The following is an 18454-nucleotide window of genomic DNA, read 5'->3' as shown; positions in this document are numbered from 1 at the left end:
CGAGACGTCGCCGCTCCAGGGAGGCGCGGCCTATCCAACACCGCACGACGGCGGCACAATGGGCGGATGGGCAAGCTCATCTATTCAGGCATCGCGTCCCTTGACGGGTACGTGGCGGACCGGGACGGCGACTTCAGCTGGAGCGAACCGGACCAGGAAGTCCACACCTTCGTCAATGATCTCGAACGCGATGCCGGCACGTACCTGCTCGGACGCCGCATGTATGAGGTCATGTCGGTTTGGGAAACCCTCGGCAGCACGCCCGGTGCGCCGGACTATATCCAGGATTACGGCCGGATCTGGCAAGGGGCAGACAAGGTTGTCTACTCCTCGTCGCTCGCAACCGTCACCACAGCGCGGACCAGGATCGAGCGGACGTTCGACGCGGAAGCAGTCCAGAAATTAAAGGACAGCACAGACGGGAACATCAGCATCGGCGGCGCCACCCTCGCCGCGGCCGCCCTGCAGGCCGGGCTCGTGGACGAGTGCCAGCTCTTCGTTAACCCGGTGGCTGTTGGAGGCGGCCTGCGCTTCCTGCCCGACGGCCTGAACCTGCGGCTCGAACTCCTGGCGGAACACAGGTTCGGCAACGGCGTGGTCTATCTCAGGTACCGCACCCTCGCCTGACTGCGCTGAACGGCATGGAGGGGCAGAATGGGGGCATGACCCGCATCGCTATCATCGGCGGCCACGGCAAAGTGGCCCTCCACCTGTCCACGCTCCTCACCACGGAGGGCCACAGCGTCACCTCGATCATCCGCAACCCGGACCATGCCGCCGACGTCGCGGCAACGGGGGCAACGCCGTCGGTCCTGGATGTTGAAGACTCGACGACGGCGGCCATCGCCGCTGCGCTCAGCGGCCACGACGCCGTGGTCTGGTCAGCCGGCGCCGGCGGCGGGAATCCGGAACGCACCTACGCGGTGGACCGAGACGCCGCCATCCGGTCCATGGACGCGGCGGCGGAGGCCGGCGTCGGGCGGTATGTCATGGTGTCCTACCTGGGCGCTGGCCCGGACCACGGCGTCCCGGCTGACAACCCATTCTTCGCCTATGCCGATGCCAAGGCGGCGGCGGATCAGTACCTGCGCGGCACCCGACTTGCCTGGACCATCCTGGGGCCGGGCAGCCTGACGGACCAGCCGGCGAGCGGCCTGATCGAAGTCGACCCGCCCCGGGACGGCAACGGAGCCACCTCCCGCAGCAACACGGCCAGCGTGGCTGCGGCAGTACTGGACCTGCCCGAAACAGCAGGACGGACCATCGAATTCCGCGACGGCACCCTGCCCATCGCGGCGGCTTTGGAACCGCTGCCCTAACGGTCGATCCGGCGCAGGCGGCCTGGCGGCGGTGCCGCCATCGCCAAAGTACAGGCGCCGATGAAGTGCCGCCGCCGATAAACTGACACCGGCGGCAGGCGCCTCCCACCGGGCGGCGGGACAGGCCGCCCCGCCGGGGAAGCAGGCACATGGATCAGCTGGCACTCATCATCGGACTTTTGTTGGCCACAGTGGTGGCCGTCGGTCTGGGGGACCGGCTCCGCCTGCCGTATCCGGTCCTCATGCTCCTGCTGGCCATCGGTCTGACCTTCATCCCTGGCTTCCCTGACCTGAACATCGCACCTGAGTTGATCCTGCCCATCTTCCTGCCGCCGCTGCTCTTTGCCACGGCACAGCGCAGTTCATGGGCGGTCTTCCGGGTACGGTGGCGCACGCTGATCATGCTGGCCGTGGCGCTGGTGGTCATCAGCACCGCCGCTGTGGCGGGTGCCGCGTGGCTCATGATTCCGGGCATCGGCATTCCGGCGGCGATCGCACTGGGTGCCATGGTGGCGCCGCCGGACCCCATTGCGGTGGAATCGGTGGCTGGCCGCGTGCACATGCCGCGCCGGCTCACCACCGTGCTGCAAAGCGAGGGACTCTTCAACGACGCCGCTGCCATCGTGATCTTTCAGGCGGCGGTCGCCGCTGCAGTGGGCGGCACCGAAATAGGGCCCGACGTCGTCCTGAAGTTTGTGATCGGCGCCGCGCTTGCCGTGGTGGTGGGCATGGCCATGGGCTGGCTGACAGGACTCATCACCAGGCTGGTCACCTCGCTGGTGGCACGCAGCGCGGTGACGCTGGTGGTGCCCTTCGCGGCCTACATCCTGGCAGAAGAGGTGCACGCCTCCGGCGTGATTGCCGTGGTGGTTACCGCGCTGGAGATGCAGCGGCACTCCCGGCCGCAGTACGCGGAGGAGCGGGTCACCCGGGCGGCCTTCTGGGACGTGGTGGAGCTGCTGGCTACCGGTCTGGCCTTCGGGCTGGTCGGGCTGGAAATCCGGCACGTCATCCACGATGAACGTGCGGACATCCTCGGCATGCTCGGCGTCGCCGGGCTGGTCTGCGTGCTGGTGTTCGTTGTCCGGTTCCTGTGGCTGGCCGTCCTGGCCCTGGGGTCCCGGAACCGCAAGAATGTCCTCCAGCCCACGTCGGCCAAGGAGGTCCTGATCCTCACCTGGTGCGGCATGCGCGGGCTCGCTACCCTGGCCCTTGCGCTTGCGCTGCCGGTCACCCTGGCCGACGGCACGCCGTTCCCTGCCCGGGACTACCTGCTGGTAATCGCGTGTGCCGTGCTGGTGGCCACCCTGGTGCTGCCCGGGCTGACGCTGCCGTGGCTGATGCGGGTCCTGGATGCTTCCGGGGACGGGTCAGAGGAACGCGATGCCGCCCGTCTGCTGGCCCAACGGGCGCAGGAGGCGGCGGTTGCCGCACTGAAGCAGCATGACCTCATGAAGGATCTTCCGCCGGAGAAAGTGGCCCTGGTCAAGGCAAAGATGAGCCGGCTGCATGCCGAGCTCCTGGACGGCAGCCTGCGGAACGAGAGCGTGGCCGAGCTTCGGTCCCGGGGCCGCGGGCTCGCCATCGCAGTCCAAACCATCGCCCTGGATGCTGCACGGCAGGAAGTGGTGATGGCCCGCAATGAACCCGACATGGATCCCGAGGTCGCGGACAGGGTGCTGCGGCAGCTGGACCTGCGGACCATGATCATGCCGGAGTGAGCAGGGCGTGTGCAGTCGCCGGGAGGGCTCCGGGAGTGCGCCTCCGGGCCGCCGGCAGCACCTCAAGCCGGCCGGCGCGCGAGTGCCAGGTCCAGCGCATTGGCCTCCACGAAGTCCAGCGCATGCCGGACTGCCCCGATGGTCACGATCGCATCGCCCAGCGGTGACACCGTGACGCGCGGAACCGTCGCCGTGAAGCGCGGAAGCCACGCCTCGATGCCGGGGACCAGGGCGCCAGCCGAGCCGGCCACTGCTCCGCCGATCACCACCTGCTCCGGGTTCAGCAGGACCGCCAGTGATGCCACCACCCGCGCCAGCCGTTCGGCCAGCCGGTCCAGGACTGCCGCGGCGGCGGGATTGCCCGCGGCCGCGGCGGCGAAGACTTCCGGTGCCTCAAGCAGGGATCCCGTTTCGGCCTGGTACCACTCCCGGGCCAGCACGGCAATACCGGCGGAACTGCCCACCCCTTCCACCAGATCCAGGTAGCCCATTTCGCCCGCCGCCCCGGACAGTCCGTGAAGCAGCCGCCCGGACTCGATGATGCCGGCACCGATCCGCTCGCTGGCGAGCAGTACCACCAGGTCATCAACGCCTGCGCCCGTTCCGCGCCACCGCTCACCCAGGGCCGCGAGGTTGGCGTCGTTCTCCAGCAGCACCGTCCAGCCGTGGAGGTCCTTCATGGCGGCCCGGAGGCCGACGTCGAACAACCGCCAGAAAGGCCGGGTCACCAGGACGTTGCCGGCGCGGTCCACCGGCGCCGCAAGGCCGGCGCTGGCCGCCAGGACGTCCGGGGAAGTGGCACCCGCCTCTGCAAGTGCTGCCCGGCAGGCCCGGTCAACAACATCGATGCGTTCCGAGGCCGGGATCTCGGGGATTCGGAAGCCGCGGCTGGCACTCGCAAGGATGTTTCCGCGGAGGTCGGCAACTGCGGCGGTGGTGGTGGCCGCCCCGATGTCGATGCCCAGGACCACGCCGGCCCGCGGATTCAGCTCGAACCGGCGGGCGGGCCGTCCCTTCGGCTGGCCGGACTGGCGGTCCGCCTCCAGTTCCCAGATCCAGCCCCGCTGGAGCAGGTCCTCACAGACGGCGATGACCGACGCCCGGGTCAGTCCCGTCGACGCCATCAGGTCTGAACCGGTGGCTACCTCCGCGGTGCGCAGGAAGGACAGGACGGCGTTGGCGTTATGGCGCCGCAGCAGTTGGGGGCTTGGTGACCGGGCGTTCTTCATGCGTCCTTGACCTCCAGATTTCGCAGTCCCATAATTGGTGGTGGAATATATTTAGTAACTATCTAAATTGTACCCAGCCGTCCCGTAACGATCACCCTCCCAGACGAAAAGGATCATCCCCTTGGCCACCACTGCCACGCTGGCAACCCTGTCCGAAGCTGACCGCCCCGCTGACCCGAACTGGTGGCGCCAGGCTGCCGTGTACCAGATCTACCCGCGCAGTTTCGCTGATTCCAACGGTGACGGGCTGGGGGACATCAAGGGCATCACTGCCAAAGTCCCGTACCTGAGGGAACTGGGGATCGACGCCGTGTGGCTGAGCCCGTTCTATCCGTCGGCGCTCGCCGACGGCGGCTACGACGTGGACGACTACCGTGATGTGGACCCCAAGCTCGGCACCCTGGCCGACTTCGACGCGATGGCAGCGGCCCTGCATGGGGCCGGCATCAAGCTCATCGCGGACATCGTCCCCAATCATTCCTCGGACCGGCACGAATGGTTCCGCGAGGCGCTGGCGTCGCCCAAGGGTTCGGCCGCCCGGGAGCGCTACATCTTCCGTGACGGCAAGGGGCCCAACGGCGAATTCCCGCCGTCGGACTGGGATTCCGTGTTCGGCGGCCCGGCGTGGGAGCGCATCACCGAACCTGACGGGACGCCCGGCCAGTGGTACCTGCACATCTTCGCCAAGGAGCAGCCGGACCTGAACTGGTCCAACCGCGAGGTCCGGGAGGACTTCCTGAAGACGCTGCGGTTCTGGTCCGACCGTGGCGTGGACGGCTTCCGCGTGGACGTGGCCCATGCGCTGACCAAGGACCTCACGGAGCCGCTGCTGTCCAAGCTCGAACTTGCCCGGGAGGGGCAGCTGGTGGACGGGTTCGATGACGGTACCCACCCGTTCTGGGACCGCGACGAGGTCCACGAGATCTACGCCGAATGGCGGGAGGTCTTCAACGAGTACGACCCGCCGCGCACCGCCGTCGCTGAAGCCTGGGTGCACGCCACCCGCCGGGCCCGCTACGCCAGCCCGGAAGGCCTGGGCCAGGCGTTCAACTTCGACCTGCTCCAGGCCGACTTTGACGCCGAGGAATTCCGCGAAATCATCACCCGCAACCTGGCTGAGGCCAAGGAGACCGGGGCGTCGTCCACCTGGGTCTTCTCCAACCACGACGTCGTCCGGCACGCCACGCGCTACGGGCTGCCCAAGGGGTCCGCAGGATTGAAGGCTAAGGAGGCCAAGGGGCAGGACGGGAAAGCCTGGCTCCTGGCCGGCGGCCCCTCGGACCAGCTGGATGTGGCGCTCGGCGAGCAGCGCGCCCGTGCTGCCACCCTCCTGATGTTGGCAGTCCCCGGCTCTGCCTACCTTTACCAGGGAGAGGAGCTGGGGCTCCAGGAAGTGGCCGAGATCCCGGATTCCGAACGCCAGGACCCGGCCTTCTTCAGGAACAAAGGCGTTGAGGTGGGCCGCGACGGCTGCCGGGTTCCGCTGCCCTGGAAGGTTGAAGGCACCTCGTTCGGCTTCGGCGACGGCGGCGCGCACCTTCCTCAGCCGGACTGGTTCAGCAAGTACGCCGTCGAGGCGCAGGACGGCACCGAAAACTCCACCCTTGAGCTGTACCGCAAGGCCCTGAAGCTGCGCCGGGAACTGCAGGCCGGGGAGGAACTGGAATGGGTGGAGACAGGCAACCCGGAAGTCCTGCACTTCAGCCGCCCCGGTGGCTGGCAGTCGGTGACCAACTTCGGGGACACCGCCGTCGAACTTCCCGCCGGGTCCGTGCTCATCAGCAGCTCTCCGCTGCAGGACGGCAAGCTGCCGGCCAACAGCACGGCGTGGCTGCGCTGATGCCGGTTCCGGTGGCGGCAGCCGTGGCGGACGGGAACTCCGCCTGATGCAGGAGCTCATCTACGGCTGCATGGGCCTGGGCGGCAGCTGGTCCGACGAGCCGCATGGCACTGACCATGTGGACGAGGCCGCTGCCGCCGTCGAGGCTGCCCTGGCTGCAGGGATCACGCTGTTCGATCACGCGGACATCTACCGGAGCGGCAAGTCCGAGGCCGTCTTCGGTGAAGTGCTTGCCGCTACGCCCGGCCTGCGCAGCCGGATCCGGCTGCAGACCAAGTGCGGGATCCGGCTCAATGAGCGCGGGCTTGCCACACACTACGACCTGAGCCGGGAATCCATTCTGGAGCGGGTGGCCGGCAGCCTGAAACGGTTGCAGACGGACTATGTGGACGTGCTCCTGCTGCACCGCCCCGACCCCCTGACGGACCTGGCGGAGGTGGCGGCCGCCGTCGGGCAGTTGCTCGCCGAAGGCAAAGTGCGGCAGGTGGGCGTGTCCAATATGTCCGGCGCGCAGATCCACGCGCTGCAGGACCGGCTGGAGGCGCCCGTGGTGGCCAACCAGCTGGAGATGAGCCTGCTGAAGCGTGCCTGGTTGGAGAGCCAGGTCCTGGTGAACCATGCGGACTTGCTGGACTACAGCTTTCCGCACGGCACACTGGAATACTGCACCAGCAACGGTGTCACCCTGCAGGCATACGGCGCGCTGGCACGGGGGCTGTACACCGGTGCCGGCCCGGAAGACCCGACGACGGCCGAGACTTCCACCGCGGTCCTCGTCCGGGAGCTCGCCGGCAAATACGGCACCACGGGGGAGTCCGTCCTCCTGGGCTGGCTGATGAAGCACCCGGCCGGCATCACACCCGTGATCGGCACCGTGAATCGGGCGCGGATCGCCGCGTGTGCTGATGCCGCCCGGGTAGCTGACGCCATGACCCGTGCCGACTGGTACGGGCTCTGGATCGCGGCGCGCGGCGGCAACCTCCCGTAACCCCAACTAGGTAGCAGTAAGTGTCGTTTTGAGAGCCCATAGCGACACTTGCTGCTACCTACATTCGCGTCCCGCCGAGCACCTGAGGCCGGTACTGTTCGTATTGGTCATCACGTATGGCATTCCTGCTTAGCGCTCGCAGGGCCCGGCCAGATACGGTAGAAGCATGACGTCAATCACCGCCACGGAGACCGTACGGCCCGAGCGCAACATCCCAGCTGAAATCGCCCGTTCCTGGCTTTTGGTCAACGCGATGAAAACCGAACTGTTCGACCAGTCGGCTGCTTCCCGCGCTGACTCGATCATCCTGGACATTGAAGACGCGGTGGACCCGTCCCAGAAGGACCAGGCGCGCGGACATGTCATTGACTGGCTGACCGGCGGCGGCAAGGCCTGGGTCCGCATCAACGATGCCACCAGCCCGTTCTGGGCCGACGACCTCGCCGGACTGCGCGGCACCCCGGGCCTGCTCGGCGTGATGCTCGCCAAGACCGAGTCCGCAGACCAGGTGACCGAAAGCTTCCACCGGATGGACGGCAAGACGCCCGTCATCCCGCTCGTGGAATCCGCCGTGGGCATCGAGGAAGCCAACAACATTGCCAAGGCCCAGGGAGCGTTCCGCCTGGCCTTCGGTTCCGGCGACTTCCGCCGCGACACCGGCATGGCCGCCACCGCCGAGGCCATGGCCTACCCGCGCGCCAAGCTCGTCGTCGCCAGCCGCGTCGGGAACCTGCCGGGCCCCATCGACGGCCCCACGGTCGGCACGAACCACCCGATCCTGCGCGAGCAGACCGGCATCACCGTGATGATGGGCATGACCGGCAAGCTCTGCCTGGCCATCGACCAGACCCCGGTCATCAACGAGGTCATCAGCCCCACGCCGTCCGACGTCGCCTGGGCCACCGACTTCATGAACGACTTCGAAGCCAACGGCCGCGTCATCCGCGACGGCTCAGACCTGCCCCGCCTCGGCCGCGCCGAAAAAATCATGAAGCTCGCAATTGCCTTTGGGGTGCAGCCGGCGCTCTGACGCCTCCGCCACGTCCCAAGACAGGACAGGAGGCCCCGTGACCGATACGCGCTATCTGGTTCACGGGGTCTTTTGGGACGGTGCCCCGGCAGTCCCTGTCCTGAATGCTCGCTAGAATTGGACGGTGCTGAACGAATTCTGGAACACCGCGCCCACCGCCTACAAGGTCACCGTCTTCTGCGCCATGGGGCTGATCGGCGTCGGAATCATCCTGAACCTGATCGGCAACACGTCCGGTAACCAAGGCCTGGCCACAGCGTCACTGCCGGTCATCGGGCTGGGCCTGGTCCTGCACATCGTCGGCATCGTGGTCCGGGGCCAGGCGATCCGGAAGAACCTCAAGCGGTAGCGAGGGAACCTCACGCGGTAGCTGCTGCCGCGTTCCGGCGCACATGGCTGCGGGCATGCTCCACGGCAGCCGGCAGGTCCTCGAACAGATGCTTGTGGTGGCGCAGCGAACGGATCACGCCGACATTGGTCACCAGGGCAAGATGGTCCGGCCGGACTCCCTTCAGGAGCACCGTGATGCCGCGCAGTTCCAAGGCGGAGATCACCTCTACGAGTGCGTGGGCGCCCGTGGCGTCAAGCATCCGTAGCTGGGAGAGCCTGATGATGGCCACCTGGACGTCCCTGACCTGGCTGATCTCCTGGAGGATGCGTTCGGCGGCACCGAAGAACATGGCACCATCGAGCCGGAAGACGGCAATGTGGTCATCGCCGTCAGCGGCCGGTCCGGCAATCTCCTCACGCTGCACACTGCTCAGCGACGCGAATTTCCGCAGCGTGAAAAGTGCCGCCGCGGCCAGCCCGATCTGGATCGCCACGATCAGGTCGAACGCCACGGTGATGATGGCCGTGAGGACAAAGACCGCCGCATCCGAGCGGGTTGAGCGAAGGATGGCGGCAACCGTGCGCCGGGACACCATCCGCGCCGCGGTGACCATCAGCACGCCGCCGAGGGCCGCGAGCGGAATGCTGCCCACCAGTCCGGCCGCCAGATACACAATGGCCAGCAACACCACGGCATGCACAACGGCGGACAGTCGGGTCTTCGCGCCGGAGCGCACATTCACGGCGGTCCTGGCGATGGCGCCGGTGGCGGGCATTCCGCCGAACAAGCCGGCGGCGATGGATGCCAGGCCCTGACCCGTGAGCTCCCGGTCCGGGCTGTAGGGGCCGCTCGGAGTTCCGTCCGGCCCGGCCATTCCGCCTGCCACGCGCGCAGAAAGCAGGGATTCGATGGCAGCGAGGGCTGCGATGGCGACGGCGGGCATCGCCAGCGCGCCAACGGACGCAAGGTCCATGGCGGGCAATGAGGGCGAGGGCAGGGAGTGCGGCAGCGCGCCGATCCGGGGCACGTCCAGCCGCAGAAGTTCGGCAGCCGCCGTCGCAAGTAGTACCGCGAGCAGGCTCGCCGGCAGTGCCGGGAAATACTTCTGGACCAGGACCATCACAACGGCGACCCCCGCCACGAGCGCGAGGGTCAGCAGGACGGTGGGCGCCGCTGCCCCGGACGCCGCCTCGATGGCCGCGAGCAGCGTGTTGTGTCCCGGGGTCCCGGCCGTACCGGTGGCCAGGGGAACCTGCTGGAGGAAGATGATGGCGGCGATTCCGAGGGTGAAGCCTTCCACCACGGGCCAGGGAATGAAGGCCACGGTCTTCCCCAGGCCGCTAATGCCGAGCGCGCAGACCATCAGTCCGGCCATCAGTGACACCAGGGCTACGCTGCCGGTTCCGTGCACCGCCACCACCGGCGCGAGGACCACCACCATGGCCCCTGTTGGTCCCGAGACCTGGACGTGGGAGCCGCCCATGACGGCGGCAACCAGTCCGGCCACGATCGCTGTAATGAGTCCCGCCTCCGCGCCCACCCCGGAGCTGACCCCGAATGCCAGTGCCAGCGGCAAAGCCACGATGCCCACCGTGATACCAGCGAATACGTCCGTCCGCCAGGAGTGCCGGAGCCCGGCGTAGTCCGCCCGGGACGGCAGGAAGCGGGCAAGTGCCAGAGAACCGGAACGCAGCCCGGTGCTCACGAGGCGGACTCCGCGGGCAAATGCCCGGCCGGCAGCTGCCGCGCCAGCCGGAGCTGTTCGTTGGAGTCGGCGAGGCTGTCCAGCAGGAAGGTGCGCGCGATGGCCAACAGCTGCGAAATGCCCGGGTGGGCCAGGCTGTAGGTCACTGCGTTGGCGCTCCGCACCGATGTCACCACTTTGTGCCTGCGCAGCGTCGACAGGTGCTGGGAGAGGTGGGAGGCCTCCAGCCCTGTCTCCGCAAGAAGGTAGCTGACGGGTGCGGTGTTTTGCGGGGCGGCAGACAGCAGTTCGAGGATTCGGATCCGAGCGGGGTGGGCCAATGCCTTGAAGAGGTTGGCCTTGATCTCGTACAGCGGAGCCTGGGCGGGAGTCAACATCGGGAGCGCTCCTGATCCTGCAAGCAGGTCACTTGATGGAATGATGAATTCATCATATCAAGGGATGGCAAGACCCCGACGGCTGCCCGGAACGATAGGCTTGAGGCCATGACTATCAATCCGGACCTGCAGGGCCGCAGCTACCCTGCCGCAGAGGTGTACGACGTCGGCCGCGAGAAAATCCGCGAGTTCGCCCGCGCCGTCAAGGCAACGCACCCCGCCCACTTCGACGTCGAGGCCGCCAAGGCCCTGGGCCACGCCGACCTGGTGGCGCCGCCCACGTTCGCCATCATCATCGCCCAGCGCGCCGACGCCCAGCTGATCGAGGACCCGGATGCCGGCATCGATTTCACCCGCGTAGTCCACGCCGACCAGCGCTTCATCCACCACCGCCCCATCGTCGCCGGCGACCGGCTGGTGGCGGAACTGCACGTTGACGGCGTCCGCGCCATGGGCGGCGGTGCCATGATCACCACGCGCCAGGAAATTTTTGCCCTGACCGACGGCGGCAGCGATTCACGCGAGCCCGTCGCCACCGCCACCTCATCCATCCTCGTCCGCGGAGAGGGACAGTAACCATGAGCCCCAGCTTCCACGAACTCAGCGCCGGCCAGGACATCGGCAGCCGTACCATCGAGGTCACCCGCACCGACCTGGTCAAGTACGCCGGCGCGTCCGGCGACTTCAACCCCATCCACTGGAACGAGGCCTTCGCCACCGGCGTGGAACTGCCCGGCGTGATCGCCCACGGCATGTTCACCATGGGTGCCGCAGTGCAGCTCGTAACCGACTGGGCAGGCGACCCCGCCGCCGTCGTCGACTTCCAGACGCGCTTCACCAAGCCGGTCCTGGTCACGGACACCACCGGAACCGACGAGCCCGGGGCCACTATCGAGGTCAGCGGCGCCATCGGAAAGCTCGACGCCGAGGCGGGCACCGCACGCGTTGACCTCACCGTGGTTTCGGCAGGGCAAAAAGTGCTGATGAAGGCCCAGGCCGTCGTCAGGCTGTCCTAGGGGTGAAGCTGTGAGCCTGAAATTGCTTTCTGCCCTAACCACGGCCGCCGTCGGGGGTCCCGCCGGCAAGTATGTTGAAGCCCGGAACGAGGCGGAGATCATCGACGCCGTCCGCACGGCCGACGCCGCGGGGGAGCAGGTCCTGATCATCGGGGGCGGCTCCAACCTCCTGATTTCCGACGACGGGTTCCCCGGCACCGTGGTCAGTATCGCCTCGGAGGGTTTCACCGTCAGCGCGGAGGACTCCTGCGGCGGTGTGGCCGTGGTGGTCCAGGCGGGCCACAACTGGGATGCCCTGGTTGAGCATGCCGTACTGCACGCTTGGTCCGGCATCGAGGCACTCTCCGGCATCCCCGGTGCAACAGGTGCCACTCCTGTGCAGAACGTCGGCGCCTACGGTTCGGATGTATCTCAGACCATCGCCGCGGTCCGCACCTGGGACCGGCATCGAAACGCGGTCCAGACCTTCACCAACTCGGAGCTGAAGTTCGGCTACCGGGATTCCATCCTGAAGCAGACCACCGTGGAGGGGTCGCCCCGCTACGTCGTGCTGACCGTCGAATTCCAGCTGCCTCTGGGCCGGATGAGTGCGCCCATCCGCTACGCGGAGCTGGCCCGTTCCCTGGGTGTTGAACCCGGCAAACGTGCCTACTCCGACGACGTCCGGCGCGAAGTGCTCCGCCTGCGCGCGTCCAAGGGCATGGTGCTGGACCCTGCGGACCGGGACACCTATTCCACCGGCTCCTTCTTCACCAATCCGGTTGTTCCCGCGGACGTGGCTGCAGGGCTGCCGGACAACGCGCCGCAGTACCCCGCCGGTGTGGACGGCATGGTCAAACTCTCTGCTGCCTGGCTGATCGAACAGGCCGGGTTCGGCAAGGGCTACGGCCTGGAACCGGACAGCGCCTCCGGCGGGCGCGCGTCGCTGTCCACCAAGCACACGCTGGCCATCACCAACCGGGGCTCAGCCAGCGCCAAGGACATGCTGGCCATCGCACGCGAGGTGCGGGACGGCGTCGTCGAACGTTTTGGCATTGAACTGCACCCGGAACCGCTGCTGATCGGGCTGACGCTTTAAAGTCAGCAGGACAGCAGGCAGAGCGGTAAGTCAGCAGGACTGCGTGGCCAGGGCTCCGTGCGCGTCTGTAGCGTCTGTCCGCCGGACGGCCGCCGCTGTCCCCATGAGTGCGGCGGCCCAGCCGCTGAGCGCCAGGAACGGGCCCATGAACAGCCAGACCAGCGCCACTGGAAGGGCCGAATGCGTCGCGGCGGCGAGGATGCAGGCCATCAGACCCGCCGTCGCGGTGGCGAGGGAGAGGGCCCAGAGGAGCCTGCCACTGAGTGGCGACACCTTCCAATCGCGGAGAAGGTGAACATCGCCGCCTGCCCGCAACCCGGGAAACAGGACGGCGTACCCTCCACCCAACGACAGGAACAGCGAGGGCAAAAGGAGTTCCATGCTGCCTTGGGCCGGGGACCCGGCGTCCGCGAATCCGCCCTCCCCGAGTCCCAGAGTTGGGGCGAGCCCGATGGTCACGCCCGCCAGGACCGCGACGGTCCCTCCCACCATCCAGCCCTTTGTTTCACGTTCGAACAACTGCCACAAACTCCCCAAAGTCATGGTCCTACCCTATCTGGACAGCATCTAGGATGAGGGCATGGCCGCCACCCGCGTCACCCGCAACGTCATGGGCCGGCTCCGGCTTGCTTCCCAAGGGCTGCTCGGTCCCGGGCTGGCCTCAGTCCCGGCGGCTGTCCGCTGGATGACGGCCACCCAGGCGCAGGACCTGCAGGCGTCACTCATGGCCATCGGCCTCCGGGTTCCCGGGGCAGGGCTCGCGGATGTCCGGGCCGCCCTGGAGGATGGCAGCGTGGTCCGCTCCTGGCCGATGCGTGGCACGCTCCACCTGGTGGCTCCGGAGGACCTGCGCTGGATGCTGGGCCTCACGGCGGAGCGGCTTCACCGGGTGGTCGCCGGCCGGCACCGGGAACTGGACATCACTTGGGCGGACATCGAAAAGTGCCGCGACGTGGCCTTGGAACGAGTGGTCGGGGGCGGATCTCTCAGCCGCAGCGAGCTTTTTTCAGTGTTTGAGGCTGCCGGGCAGCCCACCACCGGCCAGCGCGGGATCCACATCCTGGGGACGCTGTGCCGGCATGCGTGGCTGGTCCAGGGTCCGCTCGCCGGTAACCAGCAGCTGTTGGCGGCGTTCGATGAGTGGATCCCGGAATCGAGGGTCCTTGAGCGGCAGGACGCGATCGCCGAGTTTATGCTTCGCTACTTCCGCAGCCACGGCCCGGCCACGCTCCGCGACTTTGCGTGGTGGACCCAGATCCCGCTGACCGAAGTGCGGTCAGCTTTTGAACAGGTCCGGGGCCAGCTGGTCGAGCTGGAATTCGGCCATGCCAGCTATTGGATGTCGCCGAAGACCGCATCACTGCTCGACGACGGTGTGCCCGGGCAGCGGTCGGTGCTCCTTCTGCCCGGTTTTGACGAGTTCCTGCTGGGCTACCAGGACCGGAGCCTGGTGCTGGCGCCGGAGCATGCCAACAGAATCGTTCCCGGCGGCAACGGTGTATTCAAGAAGACCATCGTGGCCGGGGGAGAGGTGGTTGGCACCTGGGCGCGTGCCGGGACCAGCCGGAGCGCCGCCGTCGTGCCCGAATTCTTCGACGGAACCCGGTCCCTCGGTGCCGGCGCGCAGGCGGCGTTCGACAAGGCCGCCGAACAGTACCTCAGCTTCCTGGATCACTGAGGCCGCGCGCGCCTCATCCGGCCCCGGACCCGCAAGAGCGGCCCGGCCCCGCTTGAGCGGTGCTGGCCAGCAACGCTTTTGCGGGCCAGGGCCGCAGAAGCCAGCCGGAAGCGGAGGCGGGCGTACGCCGGCCGCAGAGTTGTCCACATAACGTTGCCGGAACCTGCCGTTGTTGTGGCTGGTCCGAGAGCCTTGGATCATGAATAGCGACAAGCTGCAATTGCTCTTGGACGCACGGTGGCCGGTGTTCCCAATGGCCTCCACCCGACAGTTGGGCGCGGCCGGACTGGAAGAACGGGTGCTGACGGCAGCCATCCGAAGCGGGATCCTCTTGAGGCTTCGCCGCGGAGCCTATATCCGGACTACCGACTGGAAAGTCGCCAAGCCCTGGACTAGGGACGCCTTGAAGATCCAAGCCCATTTCCTGTCGACCGGCGGGCTCTCCCGTTACAGCCACGTCAGCGCGGCCAGATTGCACAGCTGTCACGTCTGGGACGTAGGGCCACTGGTCCACGTCACCACCGACTATGCCAACACAAGGAAGAGCTCAGGCAGGAACGTGCGGACGCATCGGATGGACCTGCAGCCCGGGGACCTTTCAACGCTGTGGGGCCCGGACGGCAGAGAGATCCTGACCACCAGCATCGAACGCACAGTCCTGGATTGCGCTCGTATCCTTCCGCTGGAACAGGCCGCGGTGATCGGCGACCACGCACTGTGCAAGGGTGCCCGGATTGACAGTATGCGCCGTCTGTTGGAAGAGAGCCCGGTCAAGCGCGGCAGCCGCCGGGCGCTGGATCTCCTGGCGGTCCTCGATGGTCGGTCAGAATCGGTGGGGGAGACCCGCACGCGGCTATTGCTCCGGTCTCTTGGGCTGACCATGTTCATTCCACAATTTGAGATCCCGACCGCCCTGGGCCGCTTCAGGGCAGACTTCGCGGATCCTGAGTCCCGAGTGGTGATCGAGTTTGATGGCAGGGGGAAGTACACCGATTACAAACCGACCGACGAGGTGCTACTCGCCGAGCGAAGCCGTGAGAATGCGCTGATCGAAGAAGGATGGCTGGTACTCCGCGTTGAATGGAATCACCTGGCCCATCCTGGAGAACTGTGCCGGCGCATCGCGACCATAATGGACCGGTCCCGGATTCTGCGTGGCCAAGTTCTTGCTCGTTAGACGCGAAAGCGGCCCCGACCCGCACGGGCGGTGCTGGGTAGCACCGCTCCTGCGGGTCAGGGCCGCTCTCAGGGGGCGGGAAGGCTACAGGTTCCCGGTGGCGATGTTGAGCATGCGGCGCAGCGGCTCGGCGGCGCCCCAGAGGAGCTGGTCGCCCACGGTGAACGCGCTGATGTACTCCGGACCCATTTCCATCTTCCGGATACGGCCCACCGGGATCTCCAGCGTGCCGGAAGCGGCCACCGGGGTCAGGCCGGCCATGGAGTCCTCCTTGGTGTTGGGGATGACCTTGGCCCACTCGTTGTCATCGGCAAGGAGGGTTTCGATCTCGGCCACGGAGAGCTCCTCGCGGAGCTTGAGCGTCAGAGCCTGCGAGTGGGAGCGCATGGCACCGATGCGGATGCACAGGCCGTCCATGATGATCCGGTTTTCATCCGAGGTGCCCAGGATCTTGTTGGTCTCAACCCCGGCCTTCCACTCTTCCTTGGACTGTCCGTTGCCCAGGTCCGCGTCGATCCAGGGGATCAGGGAGCCTGCCAGCGGCACGCCGAACTGGGTGGCGTCGATGTCCGTACGCTGGTGGGCCAGGACCTTGCGGTCGATTTCGAGGATGGCCGACGCCGGGTCGTCCAGTTCCGAGCTGACCTCGGCGTTGAGCGTGCCGAACTGGCTGAGCAGCTCGCGCATGTGCCGGGCGCCGCCGCCGGAGGCCGCCTGGTAGGTCATGGAGGTGCCCCATTCGACGAGGCCGTTCTTGAACAGCCCGCCCAGGCCCATCAGCATGCAGGACACGGTGCAGTTGCCGCCGATGAAGTCCTTGGTGCCGTTGACCAGGCCCTTGTCGATGACGTCGCGGTTGATCGGGTCCAGCACGATGATCGAGTCGTCGTTCATGCGCAGCGTGGAGGCGGCGTCAATCCAGAGGCCGTCCCAGCCGCGGCCGCGCAGCTCGGTGTGCACGCGCTTGGTGTAGTCGCCGCCCTGGGCGGTGACAATAATGGGCAGCTTCGCCAGGGTATCGACGTCGAACGCGTCCTCGAGCTTGCCGGCACCGTCAGCGAACGACGGGGCGGCACCTCCTGCGTTGGAGGTGGAGAAGAACACCGGGTTGAGGTTGGCGAAGTCGCCCTCGTCCTGCATGCGCTGCATCAGGACGGAGCCGACCATGCCGCGCCATCCGACCAGGCCGACGGAGGGGGTAGCTGCTGTAGTCATTCGTACAGTTTAGACTTCGGAACCGGCCCTGCGCAGTCGGTTACGTCACGGCTACCGGTTCGCGCTGATTCCCCCGGACAAACTTCCGTCAACTCCGGTTGTTTTCCTCCAGCACGGCAGCCTTCCGGGCGCGCAGCGCGAAGAAGGCACCAAACGCGAAGGCCTGCGTCACCACGACCAGCACGATGGCACCGGCGATCTTGTTGCCGCCCAGGATCATGGTGAGGCCAACAATGGCAGAGAGCAGCGCGAGCAGCGGCAGGAGCATGTAGCCCAGCACAAACAGTGTTTCCGGTTTTTTCAACATCTCAGCCCTGCGTCCTCACCCATTTGGTAAATCTGTAGCGTGTCCCGTTCGCTGCCGTCAGCCACCCGTCCGGCGGGACAGCGGCGGCCGCCTCCCAGGTCTCGTCGAGCTCGGGAGCGTACGTGTCGCCGTCGGCCTCCACATCGATGGTGGTGACCACCGCAACGTTGGCGAGTTCAGTGGACTGCCGGAACACTTCGCCGCCGCCCAGGATCCAGACGGTCTCGCCGCCGTCGACAAACTGGGACTCCAGGAGCGCGTCATCAAGGGAAGGAACCACGACGGCGCCCTCCGCCTCTGGTGATCCGCCCCAGTTTTTCTGCCGGGTGATCACAATGTTCGTGCGGCCAGGCAGCGGACGGTACTTCTCCGGGAAAGACAGCCATGTCTTGCGGCCCATGATCACCGGGTGCCCCGTGGTGAGCCGGGTGAAGTGCTTCATGTCTTCGGGCAGGTCCCACGGCATGTCGCCGTCTTTGCCGATCACGCCGCCGGAGGTTTGCGCCCACACCAGGCCGACGCCGCTGACGGTACCGGCGAGGTCCTCGGTGAAGGATTGCGGGTCTGCAGTGTTTTCGGTGCTCATACGGCGATCGGTGCCTTAATCGTGGGGTGGTGCTGGTAGCCCACCACGTCGAAGTCGTCCAGTGTGTAGTCGAAGATCGACGCCGGCTTCCGGGTGATCTTCAGCTGCGGGTACTCATACGGCTCCCGGTCCAGCTGCTTGAGGACCTGGTCCATGTGGTTCTCGTAAATGTGGACGTCGCCTCCGGTCCAAACGAACTCGCCGGGCTCGAGCCCAACCTGCTGCGCGATCATGCAGGTCAACAGGGCGTAGGAGGCAATGTTGAAGGGCACGCCCAGGAACATGTCGGCCGAGCGCTGGTACAGCTGGCAGGACAGTTTGCCGTCCGCCACGTAGAACTGGAAGAACGCGTGGCACGGAGGCAGCGCCATGTCCTTAAGCTCGGAGACGTTCCAGGCGGAGACGATGTGCCGGCGCGAATCCGGGTTGGACTTCAGGTTCTCCACCAGCTCGGCGATCTGGTCAATGTGGCCGCCATCAGGGGTGGGCCAGCTGCGCCACTGGACGCCGTAAACCGGGCCGAGTTCGCCTTCGGCGTCGGCCCACTCGTTCCAGATGGTCACACCCTGGTCCTGCATCCATTTCACGTTCGATTCGCCCCGCAGGAACCACAGGAGTTCAACCGCCACGGACTTGAAATGCACCCGCTTGGTGGTGATCAGCGGGAAGCTTTTGGCCAGGTCGAAGCGGATCTGGCGGCCGAAAACACTGGTGGTTCCGGTGCCCGTACGGTCGGATTTGTGCGTGCCATGGGCCAGGACATCGCGCAGGAGGTCTTCATAGGGCGTCGGGATGCTCACGGCTAAAGTCTACCGGGACGGCCGGATGCGCGCGGCGAAGCACTGCCACGCCCGGAG

At 66.9% G+C, this 18454-nt stretch carries 20 protein-coding genes; 12 read left to right on the top strand and 8 right to left on the bottom strand.

The annotated features are described in order from the left end of the window. Window positions 1-66 precede the first annotated feature (66 nt). The 3 genes from IAQ70_RS00670 (at window position 67) to IAQ70_RS00660 (ending at window position 3040) form a co-directional block, all read left to right on the top strand. Window positions 67-627 carry a dihydrofolate reductase family protein gene (locus tag IAQ70_RS00670; RefSeq protein ID WP_190987373.1) on the top strand — a complete coding sequence of 187 codons (561 nt, stop codon included), beginning with the start codon at window positions 67-69 and terminating at the stop codon, window positions 625-627. A gap of 35 nt (window positions 628-662) precedes the next feature. Then, the gene (locus IAQ70_RS00665; RefSeq protein ID WP_190987372.1) at window positions 663-1319 is read left to right on the top strand and encodes an SDR family oxidoreductase; all 657 of its coding nucleotides are present in this window, start codon (window positions 663-665) and stop codon (window positions 1317-1319) included. A 149-nt stretch (window positions 1320-1468) separates the two neighbouring features. After that, complete coding sequence (locus IAQ70_RS00660) at window positions 1469-3040, top strand: Na+/H+ antiporter (protein WP_190987371.1); 1572 nt, start codon at window positions 1469-1471, stop codon at window positions 3038-3040. A gap of 62 nt (window positions 3041-3102) precedes the next feature. Here IAQ70_RS00660 and IAQ70_RS00655 read toward each other — a convergent pair whose 3' ends face one another. Further along, a complete protein-coding gene (locus IAQ70_RS00655; protein WP_190987370.1) occupies window positions 3103-4269 on the bottom strand; it encodes an ROK family protein in 1167 nt (388 codons plus the stop codon). Between the two features lie 121 nt (window positions 4270-4390). On the opposite strand from IAQ70_RS00655, the gene IAQ70_RS00650 reads away from it, so the two are divergent. From IAQ70_RS00650 to IAQ70_RS00635, 4 genes are all read left to right on the top strand, one after another. Further along, window positions 4391-6109 (top strand): glycoside hydrolase family 13 protein, encoded by a 1719-nt coding sequence (locus tag IAQ70_RS00650; RefSeq protein ID WP_190987369.1) that lies wholly within the window; start codon window positions 4391-4393, stop codon window positions 6107-6109. 46 nt (window positions 6110-6155) lie between these two features. Continuing rightward, a complete protein-coding gene (locus tag IAQ70_RS00645; RefSeq protein WP_190987368.1) occupies window positions 6156-7097 on the top strand; it encodes an aldo/keto reductase in 942 nt (313 codons plus the stop codon). Window positions 7098-7263: 166 nt separating this feature from the next. After that, window positions 7264-8127, top strand: a complete 864-nt coding sequence (locus IAQ70_RS00640; RefSeq protein WP_190987367.1) for an HpcH/HpaI aldolase/citrate lyase family protein — start codon at window positions 7264-7266, stop codon at window positions 8125-8127. Between the two features lie 124 nt (window positions 8128-8251). Further along, entirely contained in the window at window positions 8252-8476 is a 225-nt protein-coding gene (locus IAQ70_RS00635) for a DUF3188 domain-containing protein (RefSeq protein ID WP_190987366.1), read from the top strand. A 10-nt stretch (window positions 8477-8486) separates the two neighbouring features. Here IAQ70_RS00635 and IAQ70_RS00630 read toward each other — a convergent pair whose 3' ends face one another. Then, on the bottom strand, window positions 8487-10163 hold the full coding sequence (locus IAQ70_RS00630; protein WP_317983542.1) for a SulP family inorganic anion transporter: 1677 nt from the start codon (window positions 10161-10163) through the stop codon (window positions 8487-8489). Next, the gene (locus IAQ70_RS00625) at window positions 10160-10540 is read right to left on the bottom strand and encodes an ArsR/SmtB family transcription factor (protein ID WP_190987365.1); all 381 of its coding nucleotides are present in this window, start codon (window positions 10538-10540) and stop codon (window positions 10160-10162) included. Before IAQ70_RS00625 ends, IAQ70_RS00630 begins: the two co-directional genes overlap by 4 nt. A gap of 108 nt (window positions 10541-10648) precedes the next feature. Here IAQ70_RS00625 and IAQ70_RS00620 point away from each other — a divergent pair, with 108 nt between their 5' ends. From IAQ70_RS00620 to IAQ70_RS00610, 3 genes are read left to right on the top strand one after another with little or no spacing between them, the layout of a single operon-like run. Then, the gene (locus IAQ70_RS00620) at window positions 10649-11116 is read left to right on the top strand and encodes an FAS1-like dehydratase domain-containing protein (RefSeq protein WP_190987364.1); all 468 of its coding nucleotides are present in this window, start codon (window positions 10649-10651) and stop codon (window positions 11114-11116) included. A 2-nt stretch (window positions 11117-11118) separates the two neighbouring features. Continuing rightward, entirely contained in the window at window positions 11119-11556 is a 438-nt protein-coding gene (locus IAQ70_RS00615; protein WP_190987363.1) for a MaoC family dehydratase, read from the top strand. Window positions 11557-11566: 10 nt separating this feature from the next. Beyond that, a complete protein-coding gene (locus IAQ70_RS00610) occupies window positions 11567-12634 on the top strand; it encodes a UDP-N-acetylmuramate dehydrogenase (protein ID WP_190987362.1) in 1068 nt (355 codons plus the stop codon). A 30-nt stretch (window positions 12635-12664) separates the two neighbouring features. On the opposite strand, the gene IAQ70_RS00605 is transcribed toward IAQ70_RS00610, so the two are convergent. Then, a complete protein-coding gene (locus IAQ70_RS00605) occupies window positions 12665-13177 on the bottom strand; it encodes a hypothetical protein (protein ID WP_190987361.1) in 513 nt (170 codons plus the stop codon). A gap of 37 nt (window positions 13178-13214) precedes the next feature. Here IAQ70_RS00605 and IAQ70_RS00600 point away from each other — a divergent pair, with 37 nt between their 5' ends. Together IAQ70_RS00600 and IAQ70_RS00595 are read left to right on the top strand one after the other, a co-directional pair. Next, window positions 13215-14312 carry a winged helix DNA-binding domain-containing protein gene (locus tag IAQ70_RS00600; RefSeq protein WP_190987360.1) on the top strand — a complete coding sequence of 366 codons (1098 nt, stop codon included), beginning with the start codon at window positions 13215-13217 and terminating at the stop codon, window positions 14310-14312. Between the two features lie 199 nt (window positions 14313-14511). Beyond that, on the top strand, window positions 14512-15489 hold the full coding sequence (locus IAQ70_RS00595) for a type IV toxin-antitoxin system AbiEi family antitoxin domain-containing protein (RefSeq protein WP_190987359.1): 978 nt from the start codon (window positions 14512-14514) through the stop codon (window positions 15487-15489). An 84-nt stretch (window positions 15490-15573) separates the two neighbouring features. Here IAQ70_RS00595 and asd read toward each other — a convergent pair whose 3' ends face one another. From asd to IAQ70_RS00575, 4 genes are all read right to left on the bottom strand, one after another. Further along, a complete protein-coding gene (gene asd / locus IAQ70_RS00590) occupies window positions 15574-16704 on the bottom strand; it encodes an aspartate-semialdehyde dehydrogenase (protein WP_190987358.1) in 1131 nt (376 codons plus the stop codon). A gap of 88 nt (window positions 16705-16792) precedes the next feature. Continuing rightward, on the bottom strand, window positions 16793-17011 hold the full coding sequence (locus IAQ70_RS00585) for an NF038396 family protein (protein WP_190987357.1): 219 nt from the start codon (window positions 17009-17011) through the stop codon (window positions 16793-16795). Between the two features lies 1 nt (window position 17012). Beyond that, the gene (locus IAQ70_RS00580) at window positions 17013-17597 is read right to left on the bottom strand and encodes a dihydrofolate reductase (RefSeq protein WP_190987356.1); all 585 of its coding nucleotides are present in this window, start codon (window positions 17595-17597) and stop codon (window positions 17013-17015) included. Then, window positions 17594-18397, bottom strand: coding sequence for a thymidylate synthase (locus tag IAQ70_RS00575; RefSeq protein ID WP_190987355.1), 804 nt, complete (start codon window positions 18395-18397; stop codon window positions 17594-17596). Before IAQ70_RS00575 ends, IAQ70_RS00580 begins: the two co-directional genes overlap by 4 nt. Window positions 18398-18454 lie beyond the last annotated feature (57 nt).

The sequence above is a fragment of the Pseudarthrobacter sulfonivorans genome, from assembly GCF_014712225.1.
Classification (GTDB): domain Bacteria; phylum Actinomycetota; class Actinomycetes; order Actinomycetales; family Micrococcaceae; genus Arthrobacter; species Arthrobacter sulfonivorans.
Note: the sequence above shows the minus strand (reverse complement) of the source record. Positions and strands in the feature narration are given on the sequence as shown.